This is a genomic window from Amycolatopsis sp. NPDC104587 (assembly GCF_055583645.1).
In genome coordinates, this window is sequence record NZ_JBVJNO010000011.1 from 213,712 (window position 1) to 237,275 (window position 23,564).

25 protein-coding genes and 1 pseudogene are annotated in these 23,564 nt (G+C 72.8%); 15 read left to right on the forward strand and 11 right to left on the reverse strand.

What is annotated here, in order from left to right; translation table 11 throughout:
- Positions 1–148: 148 nt before the first annotated feature.
- Entirely contained in the window at positions 149–346 is a 198-nt protein-coding gene (locus ACZ61C_RS31970; protein ID WP_465311578.1) for a hypothetical protein, read from the forward strand.
- Here ACZ61C_RS31970 and ACZ61C_RS31975 read toward each other — a convergent pair.
- Positions 280–909: a thioesterase II family protein gene (locus ACZ61C_RS31975; RefSeq protein WP_465311579.1), complete on the reverse strand. Its 630-nt coding sequence runs from the start codon at positions 907–909 to the stop codon at positions 280–282. The genes ACZ61C_RS31970 and ACZ61C_RS31975 overlap by 67 nt on opposite strands.
- 86 nt (positions 910–995) lie before the next feature.
- Between ACZ61C_RS31975 and ACZ61C_RS31980 the strand changes: the two genes are divergently transcribed.
- Together ACZ61C_RS31980 and ACZ61C_RS31985 are read left to right on the forward strand one after the other, a co-directional pair.
- Positions 996–4,076, forward strand: coding sequence for an AfsR/SARP family transcriptional regulator (locus ACZ61C_RS31980; protein WP_465311580.1), 3,081 nt, complete (start codon positions 996–998; stop codon positions 4,074–4,076).
- A gap of 364 nt (positions 4,077–4,440) precedes the next feature.
- On the forward strand, positions 4,441–5,208 hold the full coding sequence (locus ACZ61C_RS31985) for a GntR family transcriptional regulator (protein WP_465311581.1): 768 nt from the start codon (positions 4,441–4,443) through the stop codon (positions 5,206–5,208).
- On the opposite strand, the gene ACZ61C_RS31990 is transcribed toward ACZ61C_RS31985, so the two are convergent.
- Genes ACZ61C_RS31990 through ACZ61C_RS32005 form a run of 4 tightly spaced genes read right to left on the reverse strand, consistent with a single transcriptional unit; the run spans position 5,180 to position 8,999 of the window.
- Positions 5,180–6,505, reverse strand: a complete 1,326-nt coding sequence (locus ACZ61C_RS31990; protein WP_465311582.1) for a hypothetical protein — start codon at positions 6,503–6,505, stop codon at positions 5,180–5,182. The two genes, ACZ61C_RS31985 and ACZ61C_RS31990, sit on opposite strands and share 29 nt — an antisense overlap.
- The gene (locus tag ACZ61C_RS31995) at positions 6,502–6,891 is read right to left on the reverse strand and encodes a PTS sugar transporter subunit IIA (protein ID WP_465311583.1); all 390 of its coding nucleotides are present in this window, start codon (positions 6,889–6,891) and stop codon (positions 6,502–6,504) included. Before ACZ61C_RS31995 ends, ACZ61C_RS31990 begins: the two co-directional genes overlap by 4 nt.
- An 11-nt stretch (positions 6,892–6,902) precedes the next feature.
- Entirely contained in the window at positions 6,903–8,516 is a 1,614-nt protein-coding gene (locus ACZ61C_RS32000) for a PTS system mannose/fructose/sorbose family transporter subunit IID (RefSeq protein WP_465311584.1), read from the reverse strand.
- Between the two features lie 6 nt (positions 8,517–8,522).
- On the reverse strand, positions 8,523–8,999 hold the full coding sequence (locus tag ACZ61C_RS32005) for a PTS sugar transporter subunit IIB (RefSeq protein WP_465311585.1): 477 nt from the start codon (positions 8,997–8,999) through the stop codon (positions 8,523–8,525).
- A gap of 407 nt (positions 9,000–9,406) precedes the next feature.
- On the opposite strand from ACZ61C_RS32005, the gene ACZ61C_RS32010 reads away from it, so the two are divergent.
- From ACZ61C_RS32010 to ACZ61C_RS32020, 3 genes are all read left to right on the forward strand, one after another.
- Complete coding sequence (locus tag ACZ61C_RS32010) at positions 9,407–9,754, forward strand: hypothetical protein (protein WP_465311586.1); 348 nt, start codon at positions 9,407–9,409, stop codon at positions 9,752–9,754.
- Positions 9,755–10,081: 327 nt separating this feature from the next.
- Positions 10,082–10,255 carry an RICIN domain-containing protein gene (locus ACZ61C_RS32015; protein WP_465311587.1) on the forward strand — a complete coding sequence of 58 codons (174 nt, stop codon included), beginning with the start codon at positions 10,082–10,084 and terminating at the stop codon, positions 10,253–10,255.
- A gap of 72 nt (positions 10,256–10,327) precedes the next feature.
- A complete protein-coding gene (locus ACZ61C_RS32020; RefSeq protein ID WP_465311588.1) occupies positions 10,328–11,272 on the forward strand; it encodes an MBL fold metallo-hydrolase in 945 nt (314 codons plus the stop codon).
- Here ACZ61C_RS32020 and ACZ61C_RS32025 read toward each other — a convergent pair.
- Positions 11,269–11,766, reverse strand: coding sequence for a MarR family winged helix-turn-helix transcriptional regulator (locus ACZ61C_RS32025; RefSeq protein ID WP_465311589.1), 498 nt, complete (start codon positions 11,764–11,766; stop codon positions 11,269–11,271). The genes ACZ61C_RS32020 and ACZ61C_RS32025 overlap by 4 nt on opposite strands.
- A 74-nt stretch (positions 11,767–11,840) precedes the next feature.
- Here ACZ61C_RS32025 and ACZ61C_RS32030 point away from each other — a divergent pair, with 74 nt between their 5' ends.
- The 4 genes and pseudogenes from ACZ61C_RS32030 to ACZ61C_RS32045 all read left to right on the forward strand — a co-directional run.
- On the forward strand, positions 11,841–12,749 hold the full coding sequence (locus ACZ61C_RS32030) for an EamA family transporter (protein WP_465311590.1): 909 nt from the start codon (positions 11,841–11,843) through the stop codon (positions 12,747–12,749).
- 37 nt (positions 12,750–12,786) lie between these two features.
- The gene (locus tag ACZ61C_RS32035) at positions 12,787–13,974 is read left to right on the forward strand and encodes a glycoside hydrolase family 64 protein (protein ID WP_465311591.1); all 1,188 of its coding nucleotides are present in this window, start codon (positions 12,787–12,789) and stop codon (positions 13,972–13,974) included.
- 103 nt (positions 13,975–14,077) lie between these two features.
- Entirely contained in the window at positions 14,078–14,704 is a 627-nt protein-coding gene (locus tag ACZ61C_RS32040) for a hypothetical protein (protein WP_465311592.1), read from the forward strand.
- Between the two features lie 23 nt (positions 14,705–14,727).
- Positions 14,728–15,452 (forward strand): annotated as a pseudogene (locus tag ACZ61C_RS32045) (leucine zipper domain-containing protein); the annotation flags it as partial.
- Positions 15,453–15,508: 56 nt separating this feature from the next.
- Here ACZ61C_RS32045 and ACZ61C_RS32050 read toward each other — a convergent pair.
- Positions 15,509–15,688 (reverse strand): hypothetical protein, encoded by a 180-nt coding sequence (locus ACZ61C_RS32050; RefSeq protein WP_465311593.1) that lies wholly within the window; start codon positions 15,686–15,688, stop codon positions 15,509–15,511.
- Positions 15,689–15,893: 205 nt separating this feature from the next.
- Between ACZ61C_RS32050 and ACZ61C_RS32055 the strand changes: the two genes are divergently transcribed.
- From ACZ61C_RS32055 to ACZ61C_RS32065, 3 genes are read left to right on the forward strand one after another with little or no spacing between them, the layout of a single operon-like run.
- The gene (locus ACZ61C_RS32055) at positions 15,894–16,454 is read left to right on the forward strand and encodes an RNA polymerase sigma factor (RefSeq protein ID WP_465311594.1); all 561 of its coding nucleotides are present in this window, start codon (positions 15,894–15,896) and stop codon (positions 16,452–16,454) included.
- Entirely contained in the window at positions 16,451–16,894 is a 444-nt protein-coding gene (locus tag ACZ61C_RS32060; protein ID WP_465311595.1) for a hypothetical protein, read from the forward strand. The genes ACZ61C_RS32055 and ACZ61C_RS32060 overlap by 4 nt, the downstream gene beginning before the upstream one ends.
- Before the next feature lie 40 nt (positions 16,895–16,934).
- Positions 16,935–17,741: an esterase/lipase family protein gene (locus tag ACZ61C_RS32065; protein ID WP_465311596.1), complete on the forward strand. Its 807-nt coding sequence runs from the start codon at positions 16,935–16,937 to the stop codon at positions 17,739–17,741.
- Here ACZ61C_RS32065 and ACZ61C_RS32070 read toward each other — a convergent pair.
- Genes ACZ61C_RS32070 through ACZ61C_RS32080 form a run of 3 tightly spaced genes read right to left on the reverse strand, consistent with a single transcriptional unit; the run spans position 17,731 to position 20,605 of the window.
- Positions 17,731–18,573 carry an ABC transporter permease gene (locus tag ACZ61C_RS32070; RefSeq protein WP_465311598.1) on the reverse strand — a complete coding sequence of 281 codons (843 nt, stop codon included), beginning with the start codon at positions 18,571–18,573 and terminating at the stop codon, positions 17,731–17,733. The genes ACZ61C_RS32065 and ACZ61C_RS32070 overlap by 11 nt on opposite strands.
- The gene (locus tag ACZ61C_RS32075; RefSeq protein ID WP_465311599.1) at positions 18,570–19,481 is read right to left on the reverse strand and encodes an ABC transporter ATP-binding protein; all 912 of its coding nucleotides are present in this window, start codon (positions 19,479–19,481) and stop codon (positions 18,570–18,572) included. Before ACZ61C_RS32075 ends, ACZ61C_RS32070 begins: the two co-directional genes overlap by 4 nt.
- On the reverse strand, positions 19,478–20,605 hold the full coding sequence (locus ACZ61C_RS32080; RefSeq protein ID WP_465311600.1) for a hypothetical protein: 1,128 nt from the start codon (positions 20,603–20,605) through the stop codon (positions 19,478–19,480). Before ACZ61C_RS32080 ends, ACZ61C_RS32075 begins: the two co-directional genes overlap by 4 nt.
- Positions 20,606–20,784: 179 nt before the next feature.
- Between ACZ61C_RS32080 and ACZ61C_RS32085 the strand changes: the two genes are divergently transcribed.
- Positions 20,785–21,429: a rhomboid family intramembrane serine protease gene (locus tag ACZ61C_RS32085; RefSeq protein ID WP_465311601.1), complete on the forward strand. Its 645-nt coding sequence runs from the start codon at positions 20,785–20,787 to the stop codon at positions 21,427–21,429.
- A 324-nt stretch (positions 21,430–21,753) separates the two neighbouring features.
- Positions 21,754–22,506 carry a trypsin-like serine peptidase gene (locus tag ACZ61C_RS32090; RefSeq protein WP_465311602.1) on the forward strand — a complete coding sequence of 251 codons (753 nt, stop codon included), beginning with the start codon at positions 21,754–21,756 and terminating at the stop codon, positions 22,504–22,506.
- Positions 22,507–22,569: 63 nt separating this feature from the next.
- Here the strand turns inward: ACZ61C_RS32090 and ACZ61C_RS32095 are convergent, their stop codons facing one another.
- Positions 22,570–23,394, reverse strand: coding sequence for a hypothetical protein (locus ACZ61C_RS32095; RefSeq protein WP_465311603.1), 825 nt, complete (start codon positions 23,392–23,394; stop codon positions 22,570–22,572).
- Positions 23,395–23,564: the final 170 nt, after the last annotated feature.

Sequence of the window (23,564 nt, forward strand, 5' to 3'; positions counted from 1 at the left end):
TGGCAGCCGGGCGGACCCGTTGTCCCGCGGGAAAAGCCGGGCTCCACAAGGGACAGTGCGTGACCACGCGGGCACCAGCAGCAAGGGGAAGCACTTTGGAAGCCGGTTCGGGCAAAGTCGGTGGTAACCGAACGCAAGAGGAGAGCTCATGAGAGCCGGTGCAATCCAGGCCGTCATCGGCACGGCCCTGCTGGGGATCGTCGTCTTCGCCCCCGCCGCGGCGGCGGCCGGGGGTCCGCCCACCGACCCCTCGCCGGTGGGCGGAGTCGGGAGCGGCCCCTACATCGGCGACGTGCCCAAGCCGGCCCCGCCCGGCGCCGGCACGGCGAGCGCCGAGATCAGGTAGGCCGCGCGCAGGACCGCGTCGCGCAACAGGGCGGCGCTGTCCTGCGCCCGGGCCGGGGTGAGCACGAACCCCGCGCTGGTGTGCTCACCCCAGCCCGCCATCACGTGCGGCTCGCCGAACCCGCGGATCGGGCACGGCAGCGGCGGCGCCACCGGCAGGTGCGCGTCGCTCGCCTGCAGGCTGACGTCGGCGCGCTCCGCCCGGGCCGGCACCGCCCGTGCCGCCCGGGCCGGTGGCGCCTGGTGCGCCACGACGAGTGCCCGCGAGACCCCCAGTCCCGCGGAAACCCGTCGTTGCGCCAGCCGGTAGGCGACCAGCGCGCCGAGCCCGGCGCCGAACAGCACGTGCGGCCGGGCGAGCACCCCGGCCAGTTCCCCCGCCAGTGACTCGACCAGCAGCCACATGTCCCGGTACGGGTGCTCGTCCCGCCGTTCCCCCCGGCCGGGCAGCTCGACGACGTGCACCGCGATCCGCGGATCGCGCCACGCGCGATAGCGGCCGGCCGCCTCGCCGACGTCCGGGAAGCAGACGAACAGCGTGCGATCCGGGTCAGCGGTCTCCACCGGCGGCCTCCAGTTCCTCCCAGCCCGGCATTAGGGTCGACCACGGCACTTCCGTTCCGCTTCGGTCCGCCTTCTGGGGGCAACACGTGCGCTACCGCCTGCTCGGGCCGGTCACGGTCCTCGACGACGCGGGCGAGGTCCGGCCGGGCGGCCAGAAACAGACGTCCGTGCTGGCCGCGCTGCTGCTGAACCCGAACCGCGTGGTCGCCGAAGACCGCCTGATCGACCTCACCTGGGGCGAAAACGCGCCGCCGAGCGTGCGCGGCCGGCTCCAGGTGCACATCTCGGAACTGCGGAAGCTGCTCGGCCGCGACGTCATCCTCCGGCGTGCGCCGGGTTATGTGATCGAGGTCGCGCCCGGTGAGCGGGACCTCGACGTGTTCGACGACGAGGTCGCCCGCGCCCGGGCGACGTCCGGCCCGGAAGCCGTCACGCACCTGCGGGCCGCGCTCGCGCTGTGGGACGGCACCCCGCTCGGCGGGGTGAGCGAGGCGCTGGCCGACCAGCAGGGCCCGGCGCTGGCCGAACGCCGGCTCGTCGTGCTGGAAGAGCTGTACGAGCAGGAGCTCGTGTCGGGACGGCACAGCGAGGTCGTCGGGGAGCTGCGGCAGCTCGTCGAGGAACACCCGTTCCGCGAACGGCTGCGGGCCGCTTTGATGCTCGTGCTGCACCGCTGCGGCCGCACCCCGGAAGCCCTCGAGACGTACGCGCGGGCGCACGAGCTGCTGGTCGACGAGCTGGGCATCGAACCCGGCCAGGCGCTGAAGGACCTGCAGCTGCGGCTCCTGCGGGGTGAGGGCGAGCCGGCGCCGGCCGTGGTCCCGGTCGCGCCGCGGCCCGCCGAGCTGCCACTGGACGTCCGCGGGTTCGCCGGCCGGGCGCCGGAGCTGGCCGCGCTCGGCGAACCGGGCGACGTCTGGGTGATCACCGGGACCGCCGGTGTCGGCAAGACCGCGCTGGCCGTGCACTGGGCGCACACCGCGCGGGCGCGCTACCCGGACGGCCAGCTGTACGTGAACCTGCGCGGCTTCGACGCCGACGACGAGCCGCTCACGCCCGCCGCGGCGCTCGCGCAGCTGCTGCGCACCCTCGGCGTCGACCTGCGCGACGTGCCGCCGGGCCTCGACGACCAGAGCAAGCTCTACCGGTCGCTGCTGGCGGACCGGCAGGCGCTGGTGGTGCTCGACAACGCGCGGGACGCCGCGCAGGTGCTGCCGCTGCTGCCGTCGTCGGGGCGGGTGCTGGTGACCAGCCGCCACCGGCTCGACGAGCTCGTCGCCCGCACCGGCGCGCGGTCGCTGGGCCTGGCCCAGCTGCGGGAAGCCGACTCGCGGGCGTTGCTGAGCGCGCTGCTCGGCGAGCGGGCCGTCGCCGAGCCGGAAGCCGCGGCCGAGCTGGCCCGGCTCTGCGGCCACCACCCGCTCGCGCTGCGGATCGCCGCGGCGAACACCGGCGGCGCCAGCATCGGCGAGCTGGTCGAGGAGCTGCGCGGCGACCCGCTGGCCCGGCTCGGCTTCGACGGCGCCGAGGAGAGCGCCGTCGCGAAGGCGTTTTCGCTGTCCTACCAGGCACTTCCGGCCGGGTTGCGGCAGGCGTTCCGGCTCCTGGCGCTGGTGCCGGGAGCCGACTTCACGGCGGTCGCGGCGGCGGCCCTGCTGGACGTGCCGGCCGGGGAAGCGAGCCGCCGGCTGCGCGGGCTGGCCGCGGCGAACCTGCTCGAGGCGCACGCGCCCCGCCGGTTCCGCTTCCACGACCTGGCCCGGCGGTACGCCGAGCAGTGCGTACGCGCCGACGAAGACGAGTCGTCGCGCGAGCGGGCGTGGGAGCGGCTGTTCACCGGTTACTGCGCGGCCGCGGACGCCGCCGTCGCACTGCTCGGCGCGCGGATCGTGTCACTGCCCCGCGAAGACGCGCCGGCCGCGCCGAGCCCGGTCGCCTTCGCCGACGCCGCCGAAGCCGTGGCGTGGCTGGACGTCGAGGTCCCGAACCTGTCGGCGGCCCTGCGGCAGGCGGCGACACGCGGGCCGTACCCCGGCGCGTGGTACCTCGCCGACGCGTTGCGGCGGTTCTTCCACGACCACGGCCGCCGGGCGGAGTGGCTGGAGCTGGCGCCGATCGTGCTGCGGGCGGCGCAGGACCACGGCGCCCAGCCGGCCGAGGCGCTCGTCCACCTGTCCATCGGCGGCGCGTACTTCCGCGAAGGGCATCACGAGGCAGGCATCCGGCACTCGGAGAAGGCGGTGCTCGCCAGCCGGGCGTGCGGCTGGCGCGAGTGCGAGGCGACGGCGGTCGCGAACCTGGGCTCGATGCTGGAGTGGACCGGCCGGCTGTCGGAGGCGGTCGAGCACAGCCGTCGTGCGATCCAGCTGTTCCGCGAGCTGGGCAAGCGGTCGGGTGAGGCGCTGGCGCTCAACTCGCTGAGCTGCCACTACCGGCAGCTGGGCCGGCTGGAGCAGGCCGAGGACTGCCTGGTCGAGGCGGTCGCACTGGCCCGCAAGGAGGACCTGGCGTTCTGGGCGGCGGCGAACCTCGCCGACCTCGGCTGGGTGCTGCTGGCCACCGGCCGCCCGGCGGAGGCGGACGAGGTCCTGGACGAAGCGCTCCGAGCGTTCCGCGAGGTCGGCTCGAGCTTCGGCGAGGCAACGGCGCTCACGGCGATCAGTGCGTTGCAGCTTTCCCGCGGCGACGCGGAAACGGCGGCCGCGACGGCAACGGCGGCCCTGGAGTGCGTCCGCCGCGACGGAGACCGCCAGGTGGAGACGGCGGCGTTGATCGCCCTCGGCCGAGCAACAGAGGGCGGCGACCTGACGACGGCGGAGCGCGTCCTGCGCGAGGCGAGCGAGCTGACGGCGGAGTCGGGTCTGCGGGGCCAGCAGGCCGAGGCCTCGGCGACTTTGGCGCGGGTGCTGGCGGCGGGCGGCCGGGTGAGTGAGGCGGGCGAGCACGCGAGAGCGGCGTTGGACGCGGCCCGGGCGGGCGGGTTCCGCGTGGTGGAGGCGGACGCGATGCTGGGATTGGCCGCGGTGGAGGCCGCGGCGGGCCGTTCGATGCTGGCGGATGGGACGGCTCGGGAGGCTCGGGCGTTGTACCGGGCGGTCGGGCATGTGACGGGCGAGGCGCTGGCGGAGGGTTTCTTGCGCGAGCTGGGTGGCAGGGCGACAGGCTGAGCGACCTGCGCGACGTGGGTGGCCGGGCCACCGGCTGAGCACTCCCGCGCGTCCGGGCCACCGGGCCACCGGCCACCGGGCCACCGGGCCACCGGGCCACCGGCCGAGCGTCCCCGCGCGACCTGAGCTGCCAAGCCACCGGCTGAGCAGCTTCCTCAGACCCGCCCGCTTCCGCCCACCCCGCGCACCAAAGCTGGGCCGCTGACCCCCGGCTGCGAGGCCGCATCCCCCGCCGAGCGGCGGGGAGCGCTGGAACTCACCAGCCGCTCTTCGGCCCAACCCGCACCCCGGCCGGGTGCCCGGCAGGCGGCCCAGCGCGCTCGCCCGCCGCGCCCGCATCGGACCCGCACGGGATAATGACCACATGCCCCGTCCCAAACACGTCCCCGCGAGCGATCTCCGGCTCCCGGACGCGCTGCAGCCGGGGCGGCCGAAGGGTGACCAGCTCCGCGAAATCCTCGAAAGCGTCGCCACCGAGGCCGGGCCCGGGCGGCTGATGCCGTCCGAACGGTTCCTCGCCGAGCACTTCCAGGTCGCCCGGGGCACCGTGCGGCAGGAGATCAACCGCCTGGTCGCCGACGGTGTCCTCTACCGCCAGCACGGCACCGCCACCTTCACCGCGCAACGGCAGGCCGCGCACATCGACATGCTGACCTCCTTCACCGAGGACATGAAGGCCCGCGGTGTCGTCCCCAAGACCAAGGTCCTCCACGCCGAGGTCGAAAGCGCCGGCCCGCGGATCGCCGGGCGGCTGAACGTGCCGCCGGGCGCGAAGGTCTTCCGGCTGGAGCGGCTTCGCTACGTCGAAGACGAGCCGTTCGCGGTCGAGCGCACCAACCTGTCCGTCGACCGGTTCCCGGACATCGAGCTCTTCGACTGGGAGACGCAGTCGCTGCACCGCACCCTCGAGGAGCGCTGGGGCGTGCACGCCGAATGGAACGACACGGCGATCTCCGCGGTCCTCCCCAACACCCACGACGCCGCCCTGCTCGGCATCGAAGCCAGCCAGCCGTGCCTCATCATCGAAGGCACGCTGCACGACCAGAGCGGCGGTGTCATCGAGGCGGGCCGGTCGCTGTACCGGGCCGACCGCTACACCGTCTTCACGCAGGCTCGGCGGAGCACCAGCTGAGGTGGTGCGCCCGGAGCAGCTTCAGGCAGTGCTCCACCAGCACCTCGGCGGCGTCCGGGCCGAACAGCGTCACGTACGACTCGTAGATCCCGTCGCGGTGCCCCTCGGCGTCGGGCAGGTACCCCAGATACCCGTCGGTGTAGCCGATCACGCGAGTGTGGTGGAACGGGCTGCCCCGCCGGATGCGCAGCCCCAGCGACGCGAACAGCTCGAACGGCGTGTGCAGCCAGGCGATCTCCCCCAGCGACACCACGCTGACCGGCACCTCCGCGCAGCCGGTGGGCCGGTCGCTGGCCGCCATCGCGGCCAGCATCGCGCAGCCCTCGTACCGCGTCTGCGCGATCCGCACCGCCGGGTGGTCCTCGCCGTGGCCGGCCAGCTCGCGCTGCCACTCCCGTTCGGCCGCCTCCCGCAGCTCCAGGCTGTCCTCGATGGACGGCACGTCGCGGTAGGGCAGGAACAGCGAAGACCGCGACAGCCGGACCGGGCCGGTGGCCGCGGGCGCCGGGACCGCCGCGGCGAGCGTCCGGGAGATCGACGTCGCGAGATGGCCGCCGAGCGTGCGGACCTCGTCGTGGCCACGGCCGCGCCGCACGAAGCGTGAGCTCGCGTCGCCCGCCGCGCCCTGCAGGAACGCCGCGACCGGCCGCCCGATCAGCGCGGCCAGCTCGCGGCGGGTCGCGCCCGGCCAGTCCGCCGACCAGCTCAGGTTGTCGGGGCCGAGCACCGTCGGGTGGCTCGCGTAGTCGAAGAGCAGCGCGGCCGGCGTGTCGTCCTCGCGGCGCAGTTCGAGCACGCCGAACGACGTGTCGTGCGGCCCGTCCGGCCGGTAGCGGTTGCCGCCGACGGCTTCGGTCTCGCCCGCGTGCCAGCACGCCCGCACCCGGCCGCGGCCGGCGCGCAGCCGCAGCGCGGCCCCGGTGACCTGTTCCGCCATCCGGCCGACCAGCCCGGCGTCGCGCCGTCCGGGCAGCCCCGGGTGCAGCGGGCCGGTCCAGCCTTCGGGCCCGGAGTGGGTGTGCGACGCGCAGACGAGCACCCGCGCCGGGTCGATGCCCACCGCGGCCGCGACGGCGTCGGCCAGGGTGCGGGTGAGCCCGGCGTCGGCCGCGAGCGCGTCCAGGGCCAGCCACAGCACACCCGGGTCGTCCTCGGTCGACAGCCAGATCAGCGACGCCTCGAGCTCGTCGTGCGTCCCCGTCGCGACGCCGTCCCTGGCCAGGTACCCGCCGAGCGGGTGCCCGGGCCCCGGGGTGATCCGGACGTCCTGCGCGGACAGCAGCAGCGCGCCGGTCACCAGGTCGATTCCAGGACGTCGACCACGCCGTCGCGGCCGGCGGCGCGAGCGACCCCGGCGAGCTCGGTGACGTCGCCGCTGGTGTGCAGCAGGACTTCCAGCAGCATCGGCAGGTTGAGCCCGGACACGAGCTCGACGCCGGGCCGCGTGGCGGCGAGCGCGCGCACGGCGTTGAACGGCGAGCCGCCGTGCAGGTCGGCGAGCACGAGCACCGCGGGCGCGTCGCCGGCCAGCTCGTGCACGCGGACGCCGAACTCCTCCGGGCTGTCGTGCGGGCGCAGCTCGCAGACCTTCAGCCGCGACTGCGGGCCGAGGATCATTTCGGCGGCCTCGCCGACTCCGGAAGGCAGGCTTCCGTGCCCGGCGAGGACGATCGGGACGGTCATGACGGTCTCCCTCAACTCTTCGCCGGGGCCGGCGCGAACCAGCCGAGCCACCCCAGAACCACCCCGGCGACGACAACGATGGCAATGACCCAGACCGGCCGCAGCCGGGCCTTCGCGGTGAGCAGGTACACCCCGGCGGTGACCAGCACCGGCAGCAGGAACGGGACCAGCTCGTCGAGCCGGTCCTGGATCGCCACGGCCTGGGTCACCGGCTGCCCCTGGACCGTGGTGGTCTGCCGGTAGGTCAGCGTGGTGACGACCTTGACGATCGAAGGGACGAACCCGCCGAGCACGACGAACCCGAGCACGGTCGCCCCCTGCGCGACCCGCGCGAGCGCGCCCGCGGCGAGGTGGCCGGCCAGCCGTTTCCCCTCGCGGTAGGCGAACCCGAACTGCCAGCGCCGCACCAGCGCGTAGGGCACGAGCACCATCACGGCGGCGAACGCCGGGCCGAGCCAGTTGCCCTGCAACGCCCACGACGCGCCCATGGTGAAGACGATGCTGTTGTACAGCGCGAAGACGACGGTGTCGCCGATGCCGGCCATCGGCCCCATCAGCGCGACCTTCGTGCTCGCGGCCGACTTCGGCGTGCCCGCCTCCTCCAGCGCGACCGTCGAGCCGAGGATCAGCGGGCCGCCGACCAGCACGGAGGTGTTGAAGAACTGCATGTGCCGCTGCAGGCCGGCGACGTAGTCGGCCTTCTCCGGGTAGAGCCGGCGCAGCGCCGGTTCCATCGCGTACGCGAACCCGAGCGCCTGCATCCGTTCGTAGTTCCAGGAGATCTGGCTCGCCCAGAAGTACCGGCGGTACACCCGTTTCAGGTCCTGCCTGGTCAACCGGGGGTCCATGGTGGACTCCTCGGCGGAGTCGGGGACGGTGATGGCCGGCTCGTCGCGCTTGAGCGTCACGAACAGCATCGCGACGGCGACGCCGATCAGCGCGATCCCCAGCACCGGCAGGTGCAGGTAGGCGAACCCGACGAACCCGATCAGCAGCAGGTACCAGTAGCGCGAGAGCTCCATCATGCCGAGCAGCAGCGCGAAGCCGACGGCCGGCAGCAGCGACCCGGCGAGCGTCATGCCCTGCACGAACCCAGCGGGGATGCTCGCGGTGATGTCCTTGACCAGCCCGCCGGACGCGGCGAGCGCGGCCAGGAACGTCGGGATCGCGCGCACCGCCGCCCACGGCACGAGGCTGACCCAGTGGATCGTCGCCAGACCGCGCGCGTTGCCGTCGGCGGCGTAGGAGTCGGCCCGGTGCACCAGCGCGGTGGTGACCATCTTGCCGACGGGGTCGAGCGCGGAGAGCAGGATCGCCGCCGGCAGCCCGACGCCGATACCCACCGCGACCTGCGCGGACACGTCCCCGGCGGCGCCCGCGGCCAGCGCGGTGCCGACGATCGCGCCGGTCTGGTAGTCCGGGATCGTCGCGCCGCCGTAGGTGTAGACGCCGAGCGCGGCCAGCTCCAGCGTCGCGCCGATCAGCAGGCCGAGCAGCGGGTGCCCGGTGATCAGCCCGGCCACCGAGCCGGCGATGAGCGGGCGCTGGGCGTAGATGAGGAACGGGCCGAGCCCGTCGTAGGTGCAGTAGATCGCCCAGATGGTCAGGGCCAGCGCGACGAGCATGCGGGGCTAGAGCCCTTTCCGGTCGAGCAACGGGACGAACTCGGCCGGCTTGTCCTGCGGCATCAGCTGCGTGACCAGCGGGACGCCGGTCGCGGCCAGCTTGCGGTAGGCGTCGGCTTCGTCGGCGGTGACGGCGATCGAGCGGGTGACCATGGTGTAGGCGGTGCCCGGCCGCGGCGCGACGTTGCCGACGTTGACGACGTCGGGCCGCAGCCCGCCCTCGACGAGGCGGAAGGCGTCCGCGGGATCCTTGGTGATGATCATGACACCGGTCTCGGCGGGTGCGGTGAGCGTGTCGGCGACGGTGAAGACGTCGGTGGGCAGGCCGCGCGCGGCCTGCGGGAGCAGCATCCGCTGCAGGTCGTCGGCGGCGACGTCGTCGTTGCAGACGACCAGCCGCCGGATGCCGAGCCGCCGGGTCCACGCGACGGTGACCTGCCCGTGGATCAGCCGGTTGTCGATCCGGACGTGTGCCCCCGCCATGTTTCTCCTCCCGGACGGCAGGAGACATCCTTGGTCAGCCCCAGTAGCCGTGTCAACACTGGCTGTGACCGGTCTCTCGCCGACGACTTCGCGCGGCCGACGGAAGGACCCCTCAGACCTTCCGTCGGCCCGCGAGCGCGAAGCCCCTCGGGTACCCCGGACCCTCCCATAAAGGTATATACCAGTATGGACCGTCGTGATCGACTGTCAAGACCTGTCCCGCTCAGCGGGCCGGAAAGATCATCGGCCGGTCGGCCGACCGAAATACGGCGAACGCCCTCCGTGAGCGATTCACTCCAGGCTGTCCGTTCTTGTCAGTGACAGCTGCCGGACCCGCTCCTATCATTCCCAGTGGTCTAGACCGCACTTCTCGCCCCCTGCCGCACCGGGAAAGGCGGAACTCCCCCATGACCACCGGATCCTGGCGCCTCGCCGCGCCCAGCACCGCCCTCGTGTTCGCCACCGCGCTGGTCCCGTCGGCCGCCGCCGCGGGCGACGGGACCGAGCAGCTCCCCGACCACCTCCGGACGCGGACCGCGGCCGCCGTCCCGCTGTCCACCATCTGCGACGGCGACGGCGACGACACCAGCGGAAAGCGCGTCCAAGCGCTATACGTCCGCGGAGCCGGCCAGGCCGACCGCCACGGCCAGTTCGTCGCTCAGTTCCAGACGTTCGCGAGCCAGATCGACGACGCGTTCGTCGAAGCCGTCCGGTACGTCACCGATTCCGGCTGCCGGACCACGGTGGAAACGTGATCACCACACTCCAGCGCCTTCGGCCACTGCTGGGACGACGAAGACATCATCTGTTGGCAATCCGGCCAAAAGCAGGCCGGCATCGAGCGGCACGTGACGGTCGCAGCGCAGCTGGATGGCCGTGGCTGTGGCCGGATTGCCGACAAATGGCGCAGCACGACGACGGCGGCCTGCCCAACCCGCCGGGCGGCCTGGTGAAAGTCTGCCCCGGCGCGCCCGAGAACCAGCTCGACTGCCTCGGCGACGACTACTTCAACACCGACCCCACGCCGGGCAGCTACCTCGCGACCCACTGGAACGTCGCGACGAGCGCGTACCTGATCGCGAGTGGCACGCCCTACCCGGCCGGCCCGATCACCGGGCTCGGCGGCAAGTGCGTCGACGTCAGCGCAGTCGGGCAAGTGCCTCGACGCGACCGGCAACGTCTCGGCCGACGGCACCCGCCTGCAGATCCGGACCTGCGCAGCCACCGCGAACCAGCGGTGGGCGACGCCGGCCTGACCAATTCGGAAATCCCCCGCAACCTGGCCGGGTCACCGTCGTTAACGCATCGTCGCATGAGGGAGGGAAGGCATGTCGGCCGTCACAGCGAACATCGTCCCGCTCCGGCACGCCCGGCCGGGCGTGGTGGCGTACGTGAAGAGCCCGGCCGACTGGTTCGTCGCCAACAGCGGCTGGATCCAGGGCAGCGACGGCGTCGTGCTCGTCGACACCTGCGGGACCGAGCAGGCGACGCTGGAGCTGCTGCGCGACGTCCGCAAGTACGCGGGTGAGCAGGAGCTCACGGTCGTCATCACGCACGCGCACGGCGAGCGCCACAACGGGCTCGGCGTCGCGCTGCGCGAAGGCGGGACGGCGCTGGCCGCGCCGGGCAGCGTCGAGGCCGTGAAGGCCGGACCGCAGACGTACGGCAACGTCTTCACCTACACGCGGTGGGGCGTGCTCGAGCCGCCGGAGCCGGACGCGGTCCGCCCGGTGCCCGGCTGGCGGCGCCTCGACCTCGGCGGCGCGGCGGCGGACGTCGTGGCGGTGCCCGGCGTCGCGCACACGGCGGGTGACCTGGTGGTGCACGAGCCGCGGTCGGGCACGCTGTTCACCGGCGACCTGGTGTTCGTCGGCAGCACGCCGATGGCGGTGCACGGCTCGGTCCCGGGCTGGCTCGAGGCGCTCGACTGGCTCCAGGACACGTTCCGCCCCCGCACGGTGGTCCCCGGCCACGGCCCGGTGGCGACGCCGGGCCACCCGGCGGTGCACGGCATGCGCGTCTACCTCGAGTGGCTCCTGGAGGTGACGGGCCGCCAGTCCGACTTCACGAAGCTGGCGCAGCAGGCGGCCCTGCGCTGGCCGACGTGGCGCAACCCGGAGCGTCACATCGGCAACCTGATGCGCGCGTACGCCGACCAGCACCACCGCAAGCTGGACGTCGACCTGGCGATCGACGCGGTCCTAGCCGCGGCGGGCGGCCGGATCGACCTCGACTACCTGCTGGACGGCGAACCGGTCCGCCGGATTTCCTAGGAACCCGCGCCACCCACGCTTTCCAGCAGCTTCCGCAGCGTCGCGGCCAGCTCCTCACGCTCCTCGGCGCCGAGCGTCGCCAGGATCCGGTGTTCGGTCTCGACGTGGTCCGGCAGGGCCCGGTCGATCAGCTCGCCACCCGCCTCCGTCAGCCGCACGCGGACTCCGCGGCCGTCCGTTTCGTTCGGCGTACGCTCGACCAGGCCGCGGGCCTCCATCTTGTCGAGACGCTGGGTGATCGCCCCCGACGTCACCATCGCCGAACGCATCAGCTCCGTCGGGGTCAGGCGGTACGGCGGGCCGCTGCGACGGAGGGTCGCGAGGACGTCGAAGGTCGCGCGGTCCAGGCCGTGGCGGGCGAACGTCCGGCGCAGCTCGGTGTCGACCAGCGCGGCCAGGCGGGACAGCCGGCCGATCACCGCCATCGGGGAGACGTCGAGGTCGGGGCGCTCGGCCTGCCACTGCTCCAGGACGCGGTCCACGTGGTCGGGCATCGGCCCAGCGTAACCGAAACCTTAGCGGTAAGTGAGTAGTGTCATTTACCTTAGCGCTGAGGTAATCTGTCTTAGTGCTCACCAAACTGCTCACCGCCCTCGCCCCGGCGATCTGGGGCACCACCTACCTCGTCACGACCGAGCTCCTGCCGCCCGACCGCCCGCTGCTCGCCGCGGTCGTCCGCGCCCTGCCCGCCGGGCTGCTGCTCGTCGCGCTCACCCGGCGCCTGCCGAAGGGCGGCTGGTGGTGGCGTTCGCTCGTGCTCGGCACGCTGAACATCGGCGCGTTCCTCGCGCTGCTGTTCGTCGCCGCGTACCGGCTGCCCGGCGGTGTCGCCGCCACGCTCGGCGCGCTGCAGCCGCTGCTCGTCGCGGGCCTGTCCACCGGCCTGCTCGGCGAACGCCTGACGCGGCGCGTCGTCCTCGCCGGCGTCGCGGGGGTGGCCGGGGTCAGCCTCCTGGTCCTGCAGGCGGACGCGCGGCTCGACGCGCTCGGGGTCGCCGCCGCGGCCGGCGGCGCGGTCGTGATGGCCACCGGCGTCGTGCTCAGCAAGCGCTGGACGTCCCCCGCGCCGCTGCTGGCGACGACCGGTTGGCAGCTCGTCGCGGGCGGGCTGGTGCTCGTGCCGGTCGCGCTGGCCGTCGAAGGGCCGCCGCCCGCCGTGCTCACCGGCGCGAACCTGGCGGGCTACGGCTACCTCGCGTTGATCGGCGCCGCGCTCTCGTACACGTTGTGGTTCCGCGGAATCCGCGCGCTGTCCGCGACGCAGGTGACGTTCCTCGGGCTGCTGAGCCCGGTCGTCGCGACCCTGCTCGGCTGGCTCGTGCTCGGCCAGCGGCTGACGGCGTGGCAGCTGCTGGGCGCCGCGGTCGTGCTCACCGCCGTCGTCTTCGGGCAGCGCCGGGCGTTGGGCCGGACGGGGGCTGATAAGTATCAGCCTTTGACAACCGCTCACCGGGGCACCGACTCTGAAATGGTCTGAACAACTTGCGATCATCGGCCTCGACGAGGAGGCGCCCGTGCGCACGAGAACTCCCTTCCGGCGGCGGCTGGGGGTGCTGGCCGCGGCGGTCGCCGTCACCGCCGGCCTCACGACCGCCGTCGCCGACGCGGTCCCCGCCACGATCCCTTTGAAGATCACCAACAACTCCGGCCGCGGCGACCAGGTCTACCTCTACGACCTCGGCACCAACCTGGCGACGGGCCAGCAGGGCTGGGCCGACGCCAACGGCACGTTCCACGCGTGGCCCGGCGGCTCGGTGCCGCCGGTCCCGGCGCCGGACGCGTCGATCCCCGGCCCGGCCAACGGCCAGTCGATCACCATCCGGATCCCCAAGTTCTCCGGCCGGATCTACTTCTCCTACGGGCAGAAGCTCGTGTTCAAGCTCGCCACCGGCGGCCTGGTGCAGCCGGCGGTCCAGAACCCGTCCGACCCGAACGTGAACATCCTCTTCAACTGGTCGGAGTACACGCTCAACGACGGCGGCCTCTGGCTCAACAGCACGCAGGTCGACATGTTCTCGGCGCCGTACGCGGTCGGCGTGCAGCCGGTGGGCGGCACGACGAGGTCCACCGGCCACCTGAAAGCGGGCGGGTACAACGGTTTCCTGAACGCCCTGCGCGGCCAGCCGGGCGGCTGGGCCAACCTGATCCGCACCCGGTCCGACGGCACGGTCCTGCGCGCGCTCGCCCCGAGCCACGGCATCGAAGCCGGCGCGCTGCCCTCGAACGTTTTGCAGGACTACGTAAACCGCGTCTGGACGAAGTACAGCTCGTCGACGCTGACGGTGACACCGGTGGCGGACCAGCCGAGCGTCAAGTACTTCGGGCGGGTCTCGGGCAACGTCATGAACTTCACGAACACCTCCGGCGGCTTCGTGACGGCGTTCCAGAAACCCGACTCCGACAGCGTTTTCGGCTGTTACAAGAACCTCGACGCCCCGAACGACGTCCGCGGCCAGATCTCACGCACGCTCTGCGCGGGCTTCAACCGCTCGACGCTGCTGACGAACGCCAACCAGCCCGACAGCAGTCCGGCGGGGTTCTACCTGGACAGCGTCACGAACCAATACGCGCGCAAGATCCACGCGCAGATGGCGGACGGCAAGGCGTACGCGTTCGCCTTCGACGACGTGGGTCACTACGAATCGCTGGTCAACGACGGGAACCCGGGGACGGCTTATCTGACGTTGGATCCGTTCAACTAGAGGGCGAACCGGCCCTGGGACCGCTCACCGGTCCCGGGGCCGGTTGCTTTGGCGGAGCGGGATACCCTGCCCTCCTTCGCCCCTGCGAGCCCGGAGCTTTTTTGTGGAGTGGTTAAAAGTCGTCCTCGACTTCATCGCCTCGCTCGCGTGGCCGGGCACGTTCGTCGTTTTCCTGCTCGTGTTCCGGCCCTCCATCCGCGCTCTGCTGAGCCGCCTCACCCGGGCCGAGGTCGCGGGCCAGAAGTTCGACTTCGGCGCCGAGCTCAAGGCCGCCGAAAGCAGCGCGGAAGCCGCGATCGACGCCACTCGCAACGGCAAGACGCCGAGCCCGCCCGCCGACGAGCGCGAAGAAGAACCGGCGGACGAAGACGTCGAAGAAGAATCCGTGCCGAAGCCGCACGTTGCCGGATCCCTGCTCGTCGGGGCGCAGCCCACCGGGCTGGTCATGCAGTCCTGGATCAGGATCGAAGCGGCGCTCGACAGCCTGTACCGGAAGGTGTTCGGCGCCGACCGGGCGGCCGAACCGGCGACCGCCCAGCGCAAGGTGACCGAGCTGGCCGACCACCTGCCGGCCGACGCGGTCGACAGCATCCAGCGCATGCGCCGGATGCGCAACGAGGTCGCACACGGAAACGCCCAGGTCGACCTGGGCGGCGCCATCGCCTACGCCGAAAACGCCACCGCCGTCGTGGATCTGATCGACTACGTCACCCGCTCGACGCCGTCCTAGATGTGATGTCCAGGGACGCCTTCGTGTCCCACCCTGACGCCACCCTCACCCCACGCACCCGACTGCGACTCGCTCGCCTGATCGTCGAACACGGCTGGACCTGCACCCAAGCGGCGAAGATGTTCATGGTCGCCACCAAAACCGCCCGCAAGTGGGCCGACCGCTACCGCACCGAAGGCCCGGCCGGGATGGCTGACCGCAGCTCACGCCCGCATCGCAGCCCGACTCGCACCCCCGAACACCTGGTCCGGGCGATCGTGCGGCTGCGGTGGCGTCATCGGCTGGGCCCGGCCCAGATCGCCGGCCGGCTCACCCTGCCGTCCTCGGCCGTGCACGCGGTCCTGGTGCGCTGCCGAATCAACCGCTTGTCCCGGATCGACCGGGTCACCGGCGAACCCTTGCGCCGCTACGAACACGACCACCCCGGGTCGCTGATCCACGTCGATGTCACCAAGTTCGGCAACATTCCCGACGGCGGCGGCCACCGATACCTCGGCCGGCAGCAGGGAGCCCGCAACAAACGAGCCACCCCGGCCTGCCACGCGGCGCCGACCGCAAGCCCCGCACCGGCACCGCGTTCGTCCACACCGTGATCGACGACCATTCCCGCGTTGCCTACGCCGAAATCCACACCGACGAAACCGCGGTCACCGCTACCGCGGTGCTGCGCCGGGCGATGGCCTGGTTCGCCGCCCGCGGCGTGAGTGTCGAACGAGTGCTGTCGGACAAGGGGTCGGCCTACCACAGCTCAACCGGCGGCAAGCCGCCGGTCACCCGGCTGACCAACCTCCCCGGACATCACACCTAGAGCTTCACCCTGTCCGGCACCACCGGGGTGTCCCCCAGCCACGCGCACCCCGGTTCCCCGGCGTACACCGGCACCGGCACCGCCGTGCCGGTCTTCACGATGACCGCCGGTTGGCCGCAGGCGGCCACCTCCCACACCAGCAACGGCACGACGAGCGCAGTAATCCGCATCCGCATGATCGGCTCACCCCGTTTTTGAGTTCTCCACACTCCCAACCGGGCACACGGCACCCGTCGCGAGCCGGTTCAGGGCGAACGGGTGTATTTCCCGGCCGTCTCGGGGATCGGTGAAAGGGGGGAAATACGGCGAAGGAGTCCCCCGATGGCGTACAGGTCCGAAGGGCCGCTCTTGGTTAGGCTGAGCGGGTCAAGCGGAGGTGAAGTGGACACCACGACGCTGTTCGAAAAGGCCGCCGGCGGGGATCAGGCGGCTTGGGACGCCCTTGTCGACCAGTACGCGAGCCTGCTCTGGTCGATCGCCCGCGGCCACCGGCTTTCCGACGCCGACGCCGCCGACGTCGTCCAGACGACCTGGCTGAAGCTGGTCGAGAACTTCGGCCGGATCAAGGAGCCCGACCGGCTGGCCGGGTGGCTGGCCACCACCGCCCGGCACGAGTGCCTCCGCCAGATCCGCCGGGCCGACCGGGAACGCCCGGTCGACGACGAAACCTGGCAGTCCGAGCCCGCGCCGGGCCCGGGCGTCGACGCCGCGCTGCTGCTCGACGAGCGCGACGCGACGCTGTGGCGAGCGCTGGCGACGCTGTCCGAGCAGTGCCGTCGGCTGCTGCGCGTGCTCATGGCCACTCCCCCGCCGTCGTACGCGGAGGTGTCCGCCGCCCTCGACATGCCCGTCGGGAGCATCGGCCCGACGCGGCAGCGGTGCCTGGGCCGGCTGCGGGAGCGGGCCGGCCACGCCGGGCTCGGGACGGAGGACGGCGCGTGAACGACGACGAGCTGCTCGACCGGCTGCGCGCGGCCGCCGCCCAGGCCGACCCGGTGCCGGACCTCGTGCTGCGCCAGGCCCGCGCGGCGCTCGTCACCCGCGACCTCGACGCCGAGCTCGCCGACCTCGCGTTCGACTCCGACCTGGCCGAGGCGGGCGCGGTCCGGGCGGACGGGGACGACGTCCGGCTGCTGTCGTTCGAGTCGCCGCGGGTGTCGCTGGAGCTGCAGGTGGAGTACGCCGACGGCCGGGTGGTGCTGCGCGGGCTGGTGACCGGCGCGGTCGGCGCCGCGGTGATCGAGGCGCCGGGCGAACGGCACGAGCAGCCGATCGACGAGGACGGCTGGTTCACCGCGACCGGCCTGCCCCGCGGCGCGACGCGGGTCCGGGTCACCGCGCCGGACGGCACCACGGTGACCACGGGCTGGGCCGGGCTCTGAGCACACGGCGGCCGAGCGCCGCCGCCGTCATCATGGAGCTGTGCGGATCACGGCCTGGTGGCGCGGTATCAGTCCACGGCGGCGCCTCCTGATGGGCGGGGTCGCGGTGGCGGCCGTGGTCGTGGTGGCCGCGACGGCCGTCGCGACCTCCGGCGGCAGCGCGGCGCCCCGCAGCGGCACCCCGAACCAGGCCCGGCCGGGCCCGGTGCTGCTCGTCCCCGGGTACGGCGGCGGCCAGGGCGCGCTCAACGCCCTCGCCGAGCGGATCCGGCAGTCCACCGGCCGCACCGCCGAGGTGCTCACCCTGGCCGGCGACGGCACCGGTGACCTGGTCGAACAGGCCGCCGTCCTCGCCGACGCCGTCGAGCGGGCGTACGCGGGCGGAGCGCCATCGGTCGACGTCGTCGGCTACTCCGCGGGTGGGGTCGTGGCGCGGCTGTGGGTCAGCCGGGACGGCGGTGACCACCAGGCCCGCCGGGTCGTCACGCTCGGCGCGCCGCTGCACGGCACCGGCCTGGCCGCCGCGGGCGGCGCGCTCGTCCCCGGCGCGTGCCCGACCGCCTGCGTCCAGCTGGCCCCGGGCAGCGCGCTGCTGCGGGAGCTCGACCGCGAGCCGATCCCGTCAACACTGCCGTGGCTGTCGGTCTGGACCGAGCAGGACGAGACGGTCACCCCGCCGGAGTCGGCGCGGCTCGACGGCGCCGTCAACGTCTCGCTGCAGCAGATCTGCCCCGGGAACCAGGCCGCGCACGGCGACCTGCCGACCGATCCCGCCGTCACCGAGCTCGTGCTGCAGGCCCTCGGCACCAACCCGCTCGAAGCTCCGTCGGACTGCGTCAGCTCGTGACGTCCTTCGTCGCGAAGTTCGCCCACGCCGCGCCGAAGAACACCACGATGTAACCGGCCTGCAGCAGCAGCCCGTGGTCGATGTTGCGCCACAGCACGGGATCCCGGAAGAAGTCGATCCACGACAGCCAGTAGTGCGTCGGCAGGTAGGGCTTCACGGACGCGGCCGCGTCCAGGGTCTCCAGCACCGAGCTCGTGATCAGCACGGCCAGCCCGCCCAGCGCGGCACCGAGTGCCGAGTCGGACACCGTGGACAGGAACACCGTGATCGCGGCGAACCCGAGCATCGACACCACGATGTAGCTCACCGCGCCCAGCAGCCGCAGGCCGAGCGCGGACGAGCTGAGCGACTGCCCCGACAGCGACGTCACCCCGGTCGGCTGGCCGCCCGGCCCGGCGACCCCCGGGGTCCCGCCGGTGCCGAACAGGATCACGCCGAGCACCAGGGACGTCAGCACGACGATCACGATCGCCGCGGTCACGTACACCGCCAGCGCCACCATCTTCGCGCCCAGCAACCGGGTCCGGCCGACCGGGCGCACCAGCAGGTAGCGCAGGGTCCCGGTGGACGCCTCGCCGGCGATCGAGTCGCCCGCTGCTACGGCGACCGCGATCGGCAGGAACAGCGGCAGCACCAGCGCGAGCGCCGCGGCCGGGTACAGCGCGCCGTCGTTCACCACCGCCGAGAGGAACGCCCCGCCCTGCCCCGGTGGCGGCGCGAAGTCGGCCGTCGCCAGGAAGACCCCGACGATCGCGGGCAGCAGGCACAGCAGCAGCACGCTGAACCACACCCGCGGCCGCAGCACCAGCTTCCGCAGCTCGACGCCGATCACCCGGCCGCTCCGAACCGGTCCGAGCCCGGACCCGTCACGTCGAGGACGACCTGTTCGAGCGTCCGCTGTTCGGCGTGGATCGACGTCACGCGCACCCCCGCTTCGACGAGCAACGCGTTGAGCGCCGCCGGGTCGCCGTGCCGGATCACCAGGCGGTCGCCGTCGCGGGACTCGAGCTGGCCGTCGAGGACCGCCGCGGCCGCCGCCGGGTCCGGCGTGCCGACCAGCACCCGGCCGGTCGCCGCCCGCAGTGTCGCGAGGTCCTCCTCCAGCACGAGCCGGCCGCGGTCGACCACGCCGACGCGCGTGCACAGCTGCTCCACCTCGGCCAGCAGGTGGCTGGAGAGGAACACCGTCGTGCCGCCCGCGTTCAGCTCGACCAGCAGCTCGCGGATCTCCTTGATGCCTTGCGGGTCGAGGCCGTTGGTCGGCTCGTCCAGGATCAGCAGCCGCGGCCGCCGCAGCAGCGCGCCGGCGAGCCCGAGCCGCTGCCGCATGCCGAGCGAGTACGCCTTCACCGGCCGCTGGTCGACCCCGCCGAGGCCGACCTGCTCCAGCACCCCTTCGATCCGCTGCCGCCGGGTCCGCCGGGCGCCGCCGCGCCCGGCGGCGTCGAGCAGCGTCAGGTTGCGCCGCCCGGACAGGTGCGGGTACGCGGCCGGCCCTTCGACGAGCGCGCCGACCTCCGGCAGCACCTCGGCGACCCGCTTCGGCACCGGTTTGCCGAGCACCTCGATCTCGCCGCTGGTGGCGTAGACGAGCCCGAGCAGCATCCGGACCAGCGTGGTCTTGCCGGAGCCGTTGGGGCCGAGGAAGCCGTAGCGGTCGCCTTCGCGGACCTCAAGGTCGACCGCGTCGACGGCGACGGTCGCGCCGTACCGCTTGGTCAAGCCGCGCGTGACGATCATCGGCCGCTCCGGCGCAGCCGGGAGAGCTCGTCCGCGGCCGACCGCAGCACGTCCGCCGTCACCGACCCGGCCAGCAGGTACGAGCGGCGCGAAACGGTCGAGCGGACGATCGCGAGCGACAGCGGGGTGATCGACAGCTGCACCACGGTCCCGCCGGGCAGCCTGACCTGCGTGCCACCGGCCTTCCCGGCGGCGTCGGCCGCCGCGATCGCCACGTTGCGCGGCACGGCGACCACCACGAAGGACGCCAGCCCGGCGCCGTACAGCGCGGCGCCGACGATCCCGCCGAAGTCCGACGACGCGACGGACCGGCCGAGCAGCGTCCCAGGCAGAGGAACCTGGCTGAACGCGCCGAGCGTGTCCGAGATGTCCGGGGCGCTCGCCACGGTGAACCCGGAGCCGAGCACGGGCCGCGGGGCCTCGACGACCGGTGTTGTCTGCTCGAGCTGCTGGAACTCGCTGACCAGGATCGGCGCGTGCTGCCCGCGGGCGGTCACCTCGACCCGCACCGGCAGCCCGGTCACCGGGTCGGCCCAGACGTCCACCTGCCCGATCGTCGTGTCCGGGTCGGCGGGGGTGAGCCGCAGCCCGGACGCGGCGACGCCGGCGACGTTCCGCCCGGGCAGCGTGCTCACCGGGTCGTCCTTCGCCGCCTGGAAGATCCGCAGCGCGAGCGCGGGCGGCAGCAGGTCGGCGGCCCGCGGCAGCCGCACGGTCGGGTCGCCGATCAGCCTGGTCAGGGTGTTGTCGCCGTAGTCCCAGGTGTACTCGCCATCGGGCAGCCGGTAGACGTCGTGCTCCCCGGCGGTGCCGAGGATGTCGACGCGGTAGCGGTCCGGGCCGGCGTACCACGCGCGCATCGGCGTCCGGCCGGAGAAGAGCGCGGTGACCGGGGCGAGGTTCGGCAGCTCCGGCAGGGCCAGCGACCCGGCGCTTTCGGCGTAACCCTGGTAGGGCTGCCCGCCGGAGGTCAGCACGAGAGCCCGCAGCCGCCCCGGGTCGACGGCGCCCCCGACAGGCGAGAGCGCGGCAACGACGGACGGCACGGCCACGAGCACGGCGGCCACGACGGCGACGACCGCCCACCGGCGCCGCTTTTCGTGCCGCACCACCGAGGGCGTCATCCGGCATCACCTCTGCGTCCTTTGTACGCCATGGCACCGGCCCCGGCGCTACGACGGACTCCCGTTCCCGGCTCGATCGGCCCGGCCGGGCCGATCGCCAGGTCACGGCTCGGTCCGGAACACCACGGACCGGGCCGGCCCCCGGTTATCCTCACCGCAGCCGAAGAGGGAGAGGCGCGGTGACCGAAGAGCCCCGTAACCAAGCCGAGGAAATGATCGCCGAGGCCAAGAAAGCCCTCTGGGTGATGGTGGGCCTGCTGGCGGTGCTGTGGGCGGTCCAGATCGTCAACGCCCTCGACGGGTACGGAATCAGCGGCCGGTTCGGCATCGAGGCGCGCGACCCGGCGTCGCTGCCGGAGATCTTCAGCGCGCCGTTCCTGCACCTCGGCTGGGACCACCTCGAAGCCAACTCCGGCCCGCTGTTCGTCTTCGGCTTCCTCGCGGCCTACCGCGGTGTGAAGAAGTGGCTGGGCGTGAGCCTGCTGATCGTCGTCACGAGCGGGCTGGGCGTCTGGTTCGTCTCGCCGTCGACCTCGGTCACCGTCGGGGCGAGCGGCCTGGTGTTCGGCTACTTCGGCTACATCATCGTGCGCGGGCTGTTCGACCGGCACCCGATCGACATCGTGATCGGGCTGGTGATGGCGTTGTGCTTCGCCTACCAGTTCTCGTCGCTGCTGCCGGGCGACGAGCGGGTCAGCTGGCAAGGCCACATGTTCGGCTTCGTGGGCGGCATCGTCGGCGGCTGGGTGTTCCGCGACCGGCGGCCGAAGGCGGTCGCCGCCCCCGACGCGGCGACCCCCCTGCTGCCCAAGGACCTCACCTAGGCGGTTCGAGCTCCGCGTCAGCTCGCCGGGGTCATCCCAGCCCGGGGTCCGTGCGCCGGACGCCGGTGGACGCGAACGTGATCCCGGCCGGACCGGGGTCGCCCGCATCACCTCGTCGTTCGCGGCGAAGAGCAGCACCTCCCGCAGGAGCGCGCGTCCGGCGGCGGGCCGGATCCCGCCGTCTCGAACCCGGCAACCGTCCCGTCCGGCGACCTGACCGTGCGCGACATGCGTCGAACCCAGCTCCCGCACAGCCGCTGTGAGGTCTCTGTGGATCCGGCTCCACACGCTGCCGGGACGCCGCCGTTGTGGTGCTCTGGAGGGGTGGCGATCAAGTACTGGCGGCCCGCGCTCGCGGCCGCGACGGGCGTGCTGGTGGTGACGGCCGGCCTCGTCCTGGGCACGAACACCACGGCCGACGACGCCTACGCCGCGGGCGCGCCCGCTCCGGCCACTCCGGCCCCTTCGCCCGCGCCGGCCGCGGGTGCGAAAATCGCCACCCCGGTCGGCGCGTTGTTCGCGAACGGGAGCCATTTCTGCACGGCGAGCGTCGTCCATTCCGGAACCGGTGATCTGGTGTTGACCGCGGCCCACTGCGTCAAAGACGGGATGGCTTTCGCGCCGGGATATCACGACGGCGTCGCGCCTTATGGAATGTGGACGGTCACCGACGTCGCCGTCGCTCCCGGGTGGACGGCTTCGGCCGATCCCGACCTGGATTTTGCGTTCCTCACCGTTCAGCAGCCCGGAAACCCGGCTTCGGTGGAAAGCCTCACCGGCGCGAACGTGCTCGGCACCGGCCGCGGGTTCACGCACCGCATCACCCTGACGGGCTACCCCGACACCACCGACAAACCGGTGGTCTGCCAAGGGGACACCACGCAGTCCGACACGTTCCAGCAACGCGTCGCCTGCCCCGGGTTCCCCGACGGCACCAGCGGCGGCCCGTGGGTCACCGACGGCGCGGTCGTCGGGGTCATCGGCGGTTACGAGCTCGGCGGCGACACCCCGGACGTCTCCTACAGCGCCTACTTCGACGACGACATCGCGAAGCTGTACACGTCCGTCAACGGCTGAAAACGCGAACCGGGCCCGCGTCCCTGGCGGAGGACACGGGCCCGGTTCACCTCTCGCGAACCCTCAGCAGGACACGATGAGCCCGGTGAACGCCGAGCACTTCTTCGAAGCGTTGTCGTTGGCACTGGTGGGATCCGCCGGCGTGCTGGCCGTCCGCTGCACCGAAGTGACGTACGAGCCCACGGCGAGCAGGCCGCCGTTGAGGGAGAACTTGGCCGTGGCCGAAGCCCCGCTCGCCAGCGAAGCGACGTCGCAGTTCAGCGTCCGGGTGCTGCCCACGCGGGTGCAGCCGGTCGCGCTGCCGAACGACAGACCCGACGGATACGTTGCCACGACACGGATCCCGCCGGCCGCGGACGGGCCGTTGTTCGTCACGGTGAGCGTGTAGTCGAACCGCGCGTTCAGCCCGCCGTGCCCGACGGCGCCGAGGGCGACCTTGACGTCGGCGGCCGTGGTCGACTGGCCGATGGTGATCACCGGGCCGTCGGTGCTCGTGTAGGCGTAGTTGTCACCGACGAACTGGTGGCGCAGCGTGAACTGCCCCGGCGCCGCGGTTTCCTTGACCCGCAAGGTGAACGTGGCCGTCCTGGTCCCGCCCGGCTCGACGTTGCCGACCGGCGCGCGGTAGCTGCCGTCGTAGGTGTAGCAGTCCGCCGTCGTGTCGACGCACTCCACCAGGTCGGCGAGGTCGGTGAGCGGGGTCGGTCTCGCGGAGATCGCCGCTTTCCCGCCTTCGACCGCGTAATCGAGTTCGTTGTAAAGGGTTTCGGTGACCGTGAAGGTCTGGCCGGGCAGCACCGTGGTGGCGCTGACCTCGACCGAACTGGGAGGCGGGGCCGCCTCCGCGGCGGGCGCCACCGCGAGGAAAGCCGTGGCCATCGCGGCCACCGAAGACAGGATCGTGGTCCGTCGCCAGCTTCGTTGCATAGTCGTGATCTCGCTGTTCCGTCCGGGGAATGGCGCTCTGACAGATGTTCCGTTTGTCTCGTTGCACAGCCGACGTTGATCAGTCGTCGCGCTCCCGGAATTCGTTACCGCCATCCGGCGGTGCCGCGGAA

Coding starts and splice junctions, on each gene's coding strand:
- ACZ61C_RS31970 (WP_465311578.1), top strand. CDS start 149: ATGAGAGCCGGTGCAATCCAGGCCGTCATCGGCACGGCCCTGCTGGGG.
- ACZ61C_RS31985 (WP_465311581.1), top strand. CDS start 4,441: ATGCCCCGTCCCAAACACGTCCCCGCGAGCGATCTCCGGCTCCCGGAC.
- ACZ61C_RS31995 (WP_465311583.1), bottom strand. CDS start 6,891: ATGACCGTCCCGATCGTCCTCGCCGGGCACGGAAGCCTGCCTTCCGGA.
- ACZ61C_RS32000 (WP_465311584.1), bottom strand. CDS start 8,516: ATGCTCGTCGCGCTGGCCCTGACCATCTGGGCGATCTACTGCACCTAC.
- ACZ61C_RS32005 (WP_465311585.1), bottom strand. CDS start 8,999: ATGGCGGGGGCACACGTCCGGATCGACAACCGGCTGATCCACGGGCAG.
- ACZ61C_RS32010 (WP_465311586.1), top strand. CDS start 9,407: ATGACCACCGGATCCTGGCGCCTCGCCGCGCCCAGCACCGCCCTCGTG.
- ACZ61C_RS32020 (WP_465311588.1), top strand. CDS start 10,328: ATGTCGGCCGTCACAGCGAACATCGTCCCGCTCCGGCACGCCCGGCCG.
- ACZ61C_RS32025 (WP_465311589.1), bottom strand. CDS start 11,766: ATGCCCGACCACGTGGACCGCGTCCTGGAGCAGTGGCAGGCCGAGCGC.
- ACZ61C_RS32050 (WP_465311593.1), bottom strand. CDS start 15,688: ATGCGGATGCGGATTACTGCGCTCGTCGTGCCGTTGCTGGTGTGGGAG.
- ACZ61C_RS32075 (WP_465311599.1), bottom strand. CDS start 19,481: ATGATCGTCACGCGCGGCTTGACCAAGCGGTACGGCGCGACCGTCGCC.
- ACZ61C_RS32080 (WP_465311600.1), bottom strand. CDS start 20,605: ATGACGCCCTCGGTGGTGCGGCACGAAAAGCGGCGCCGGTGGGCGGTC.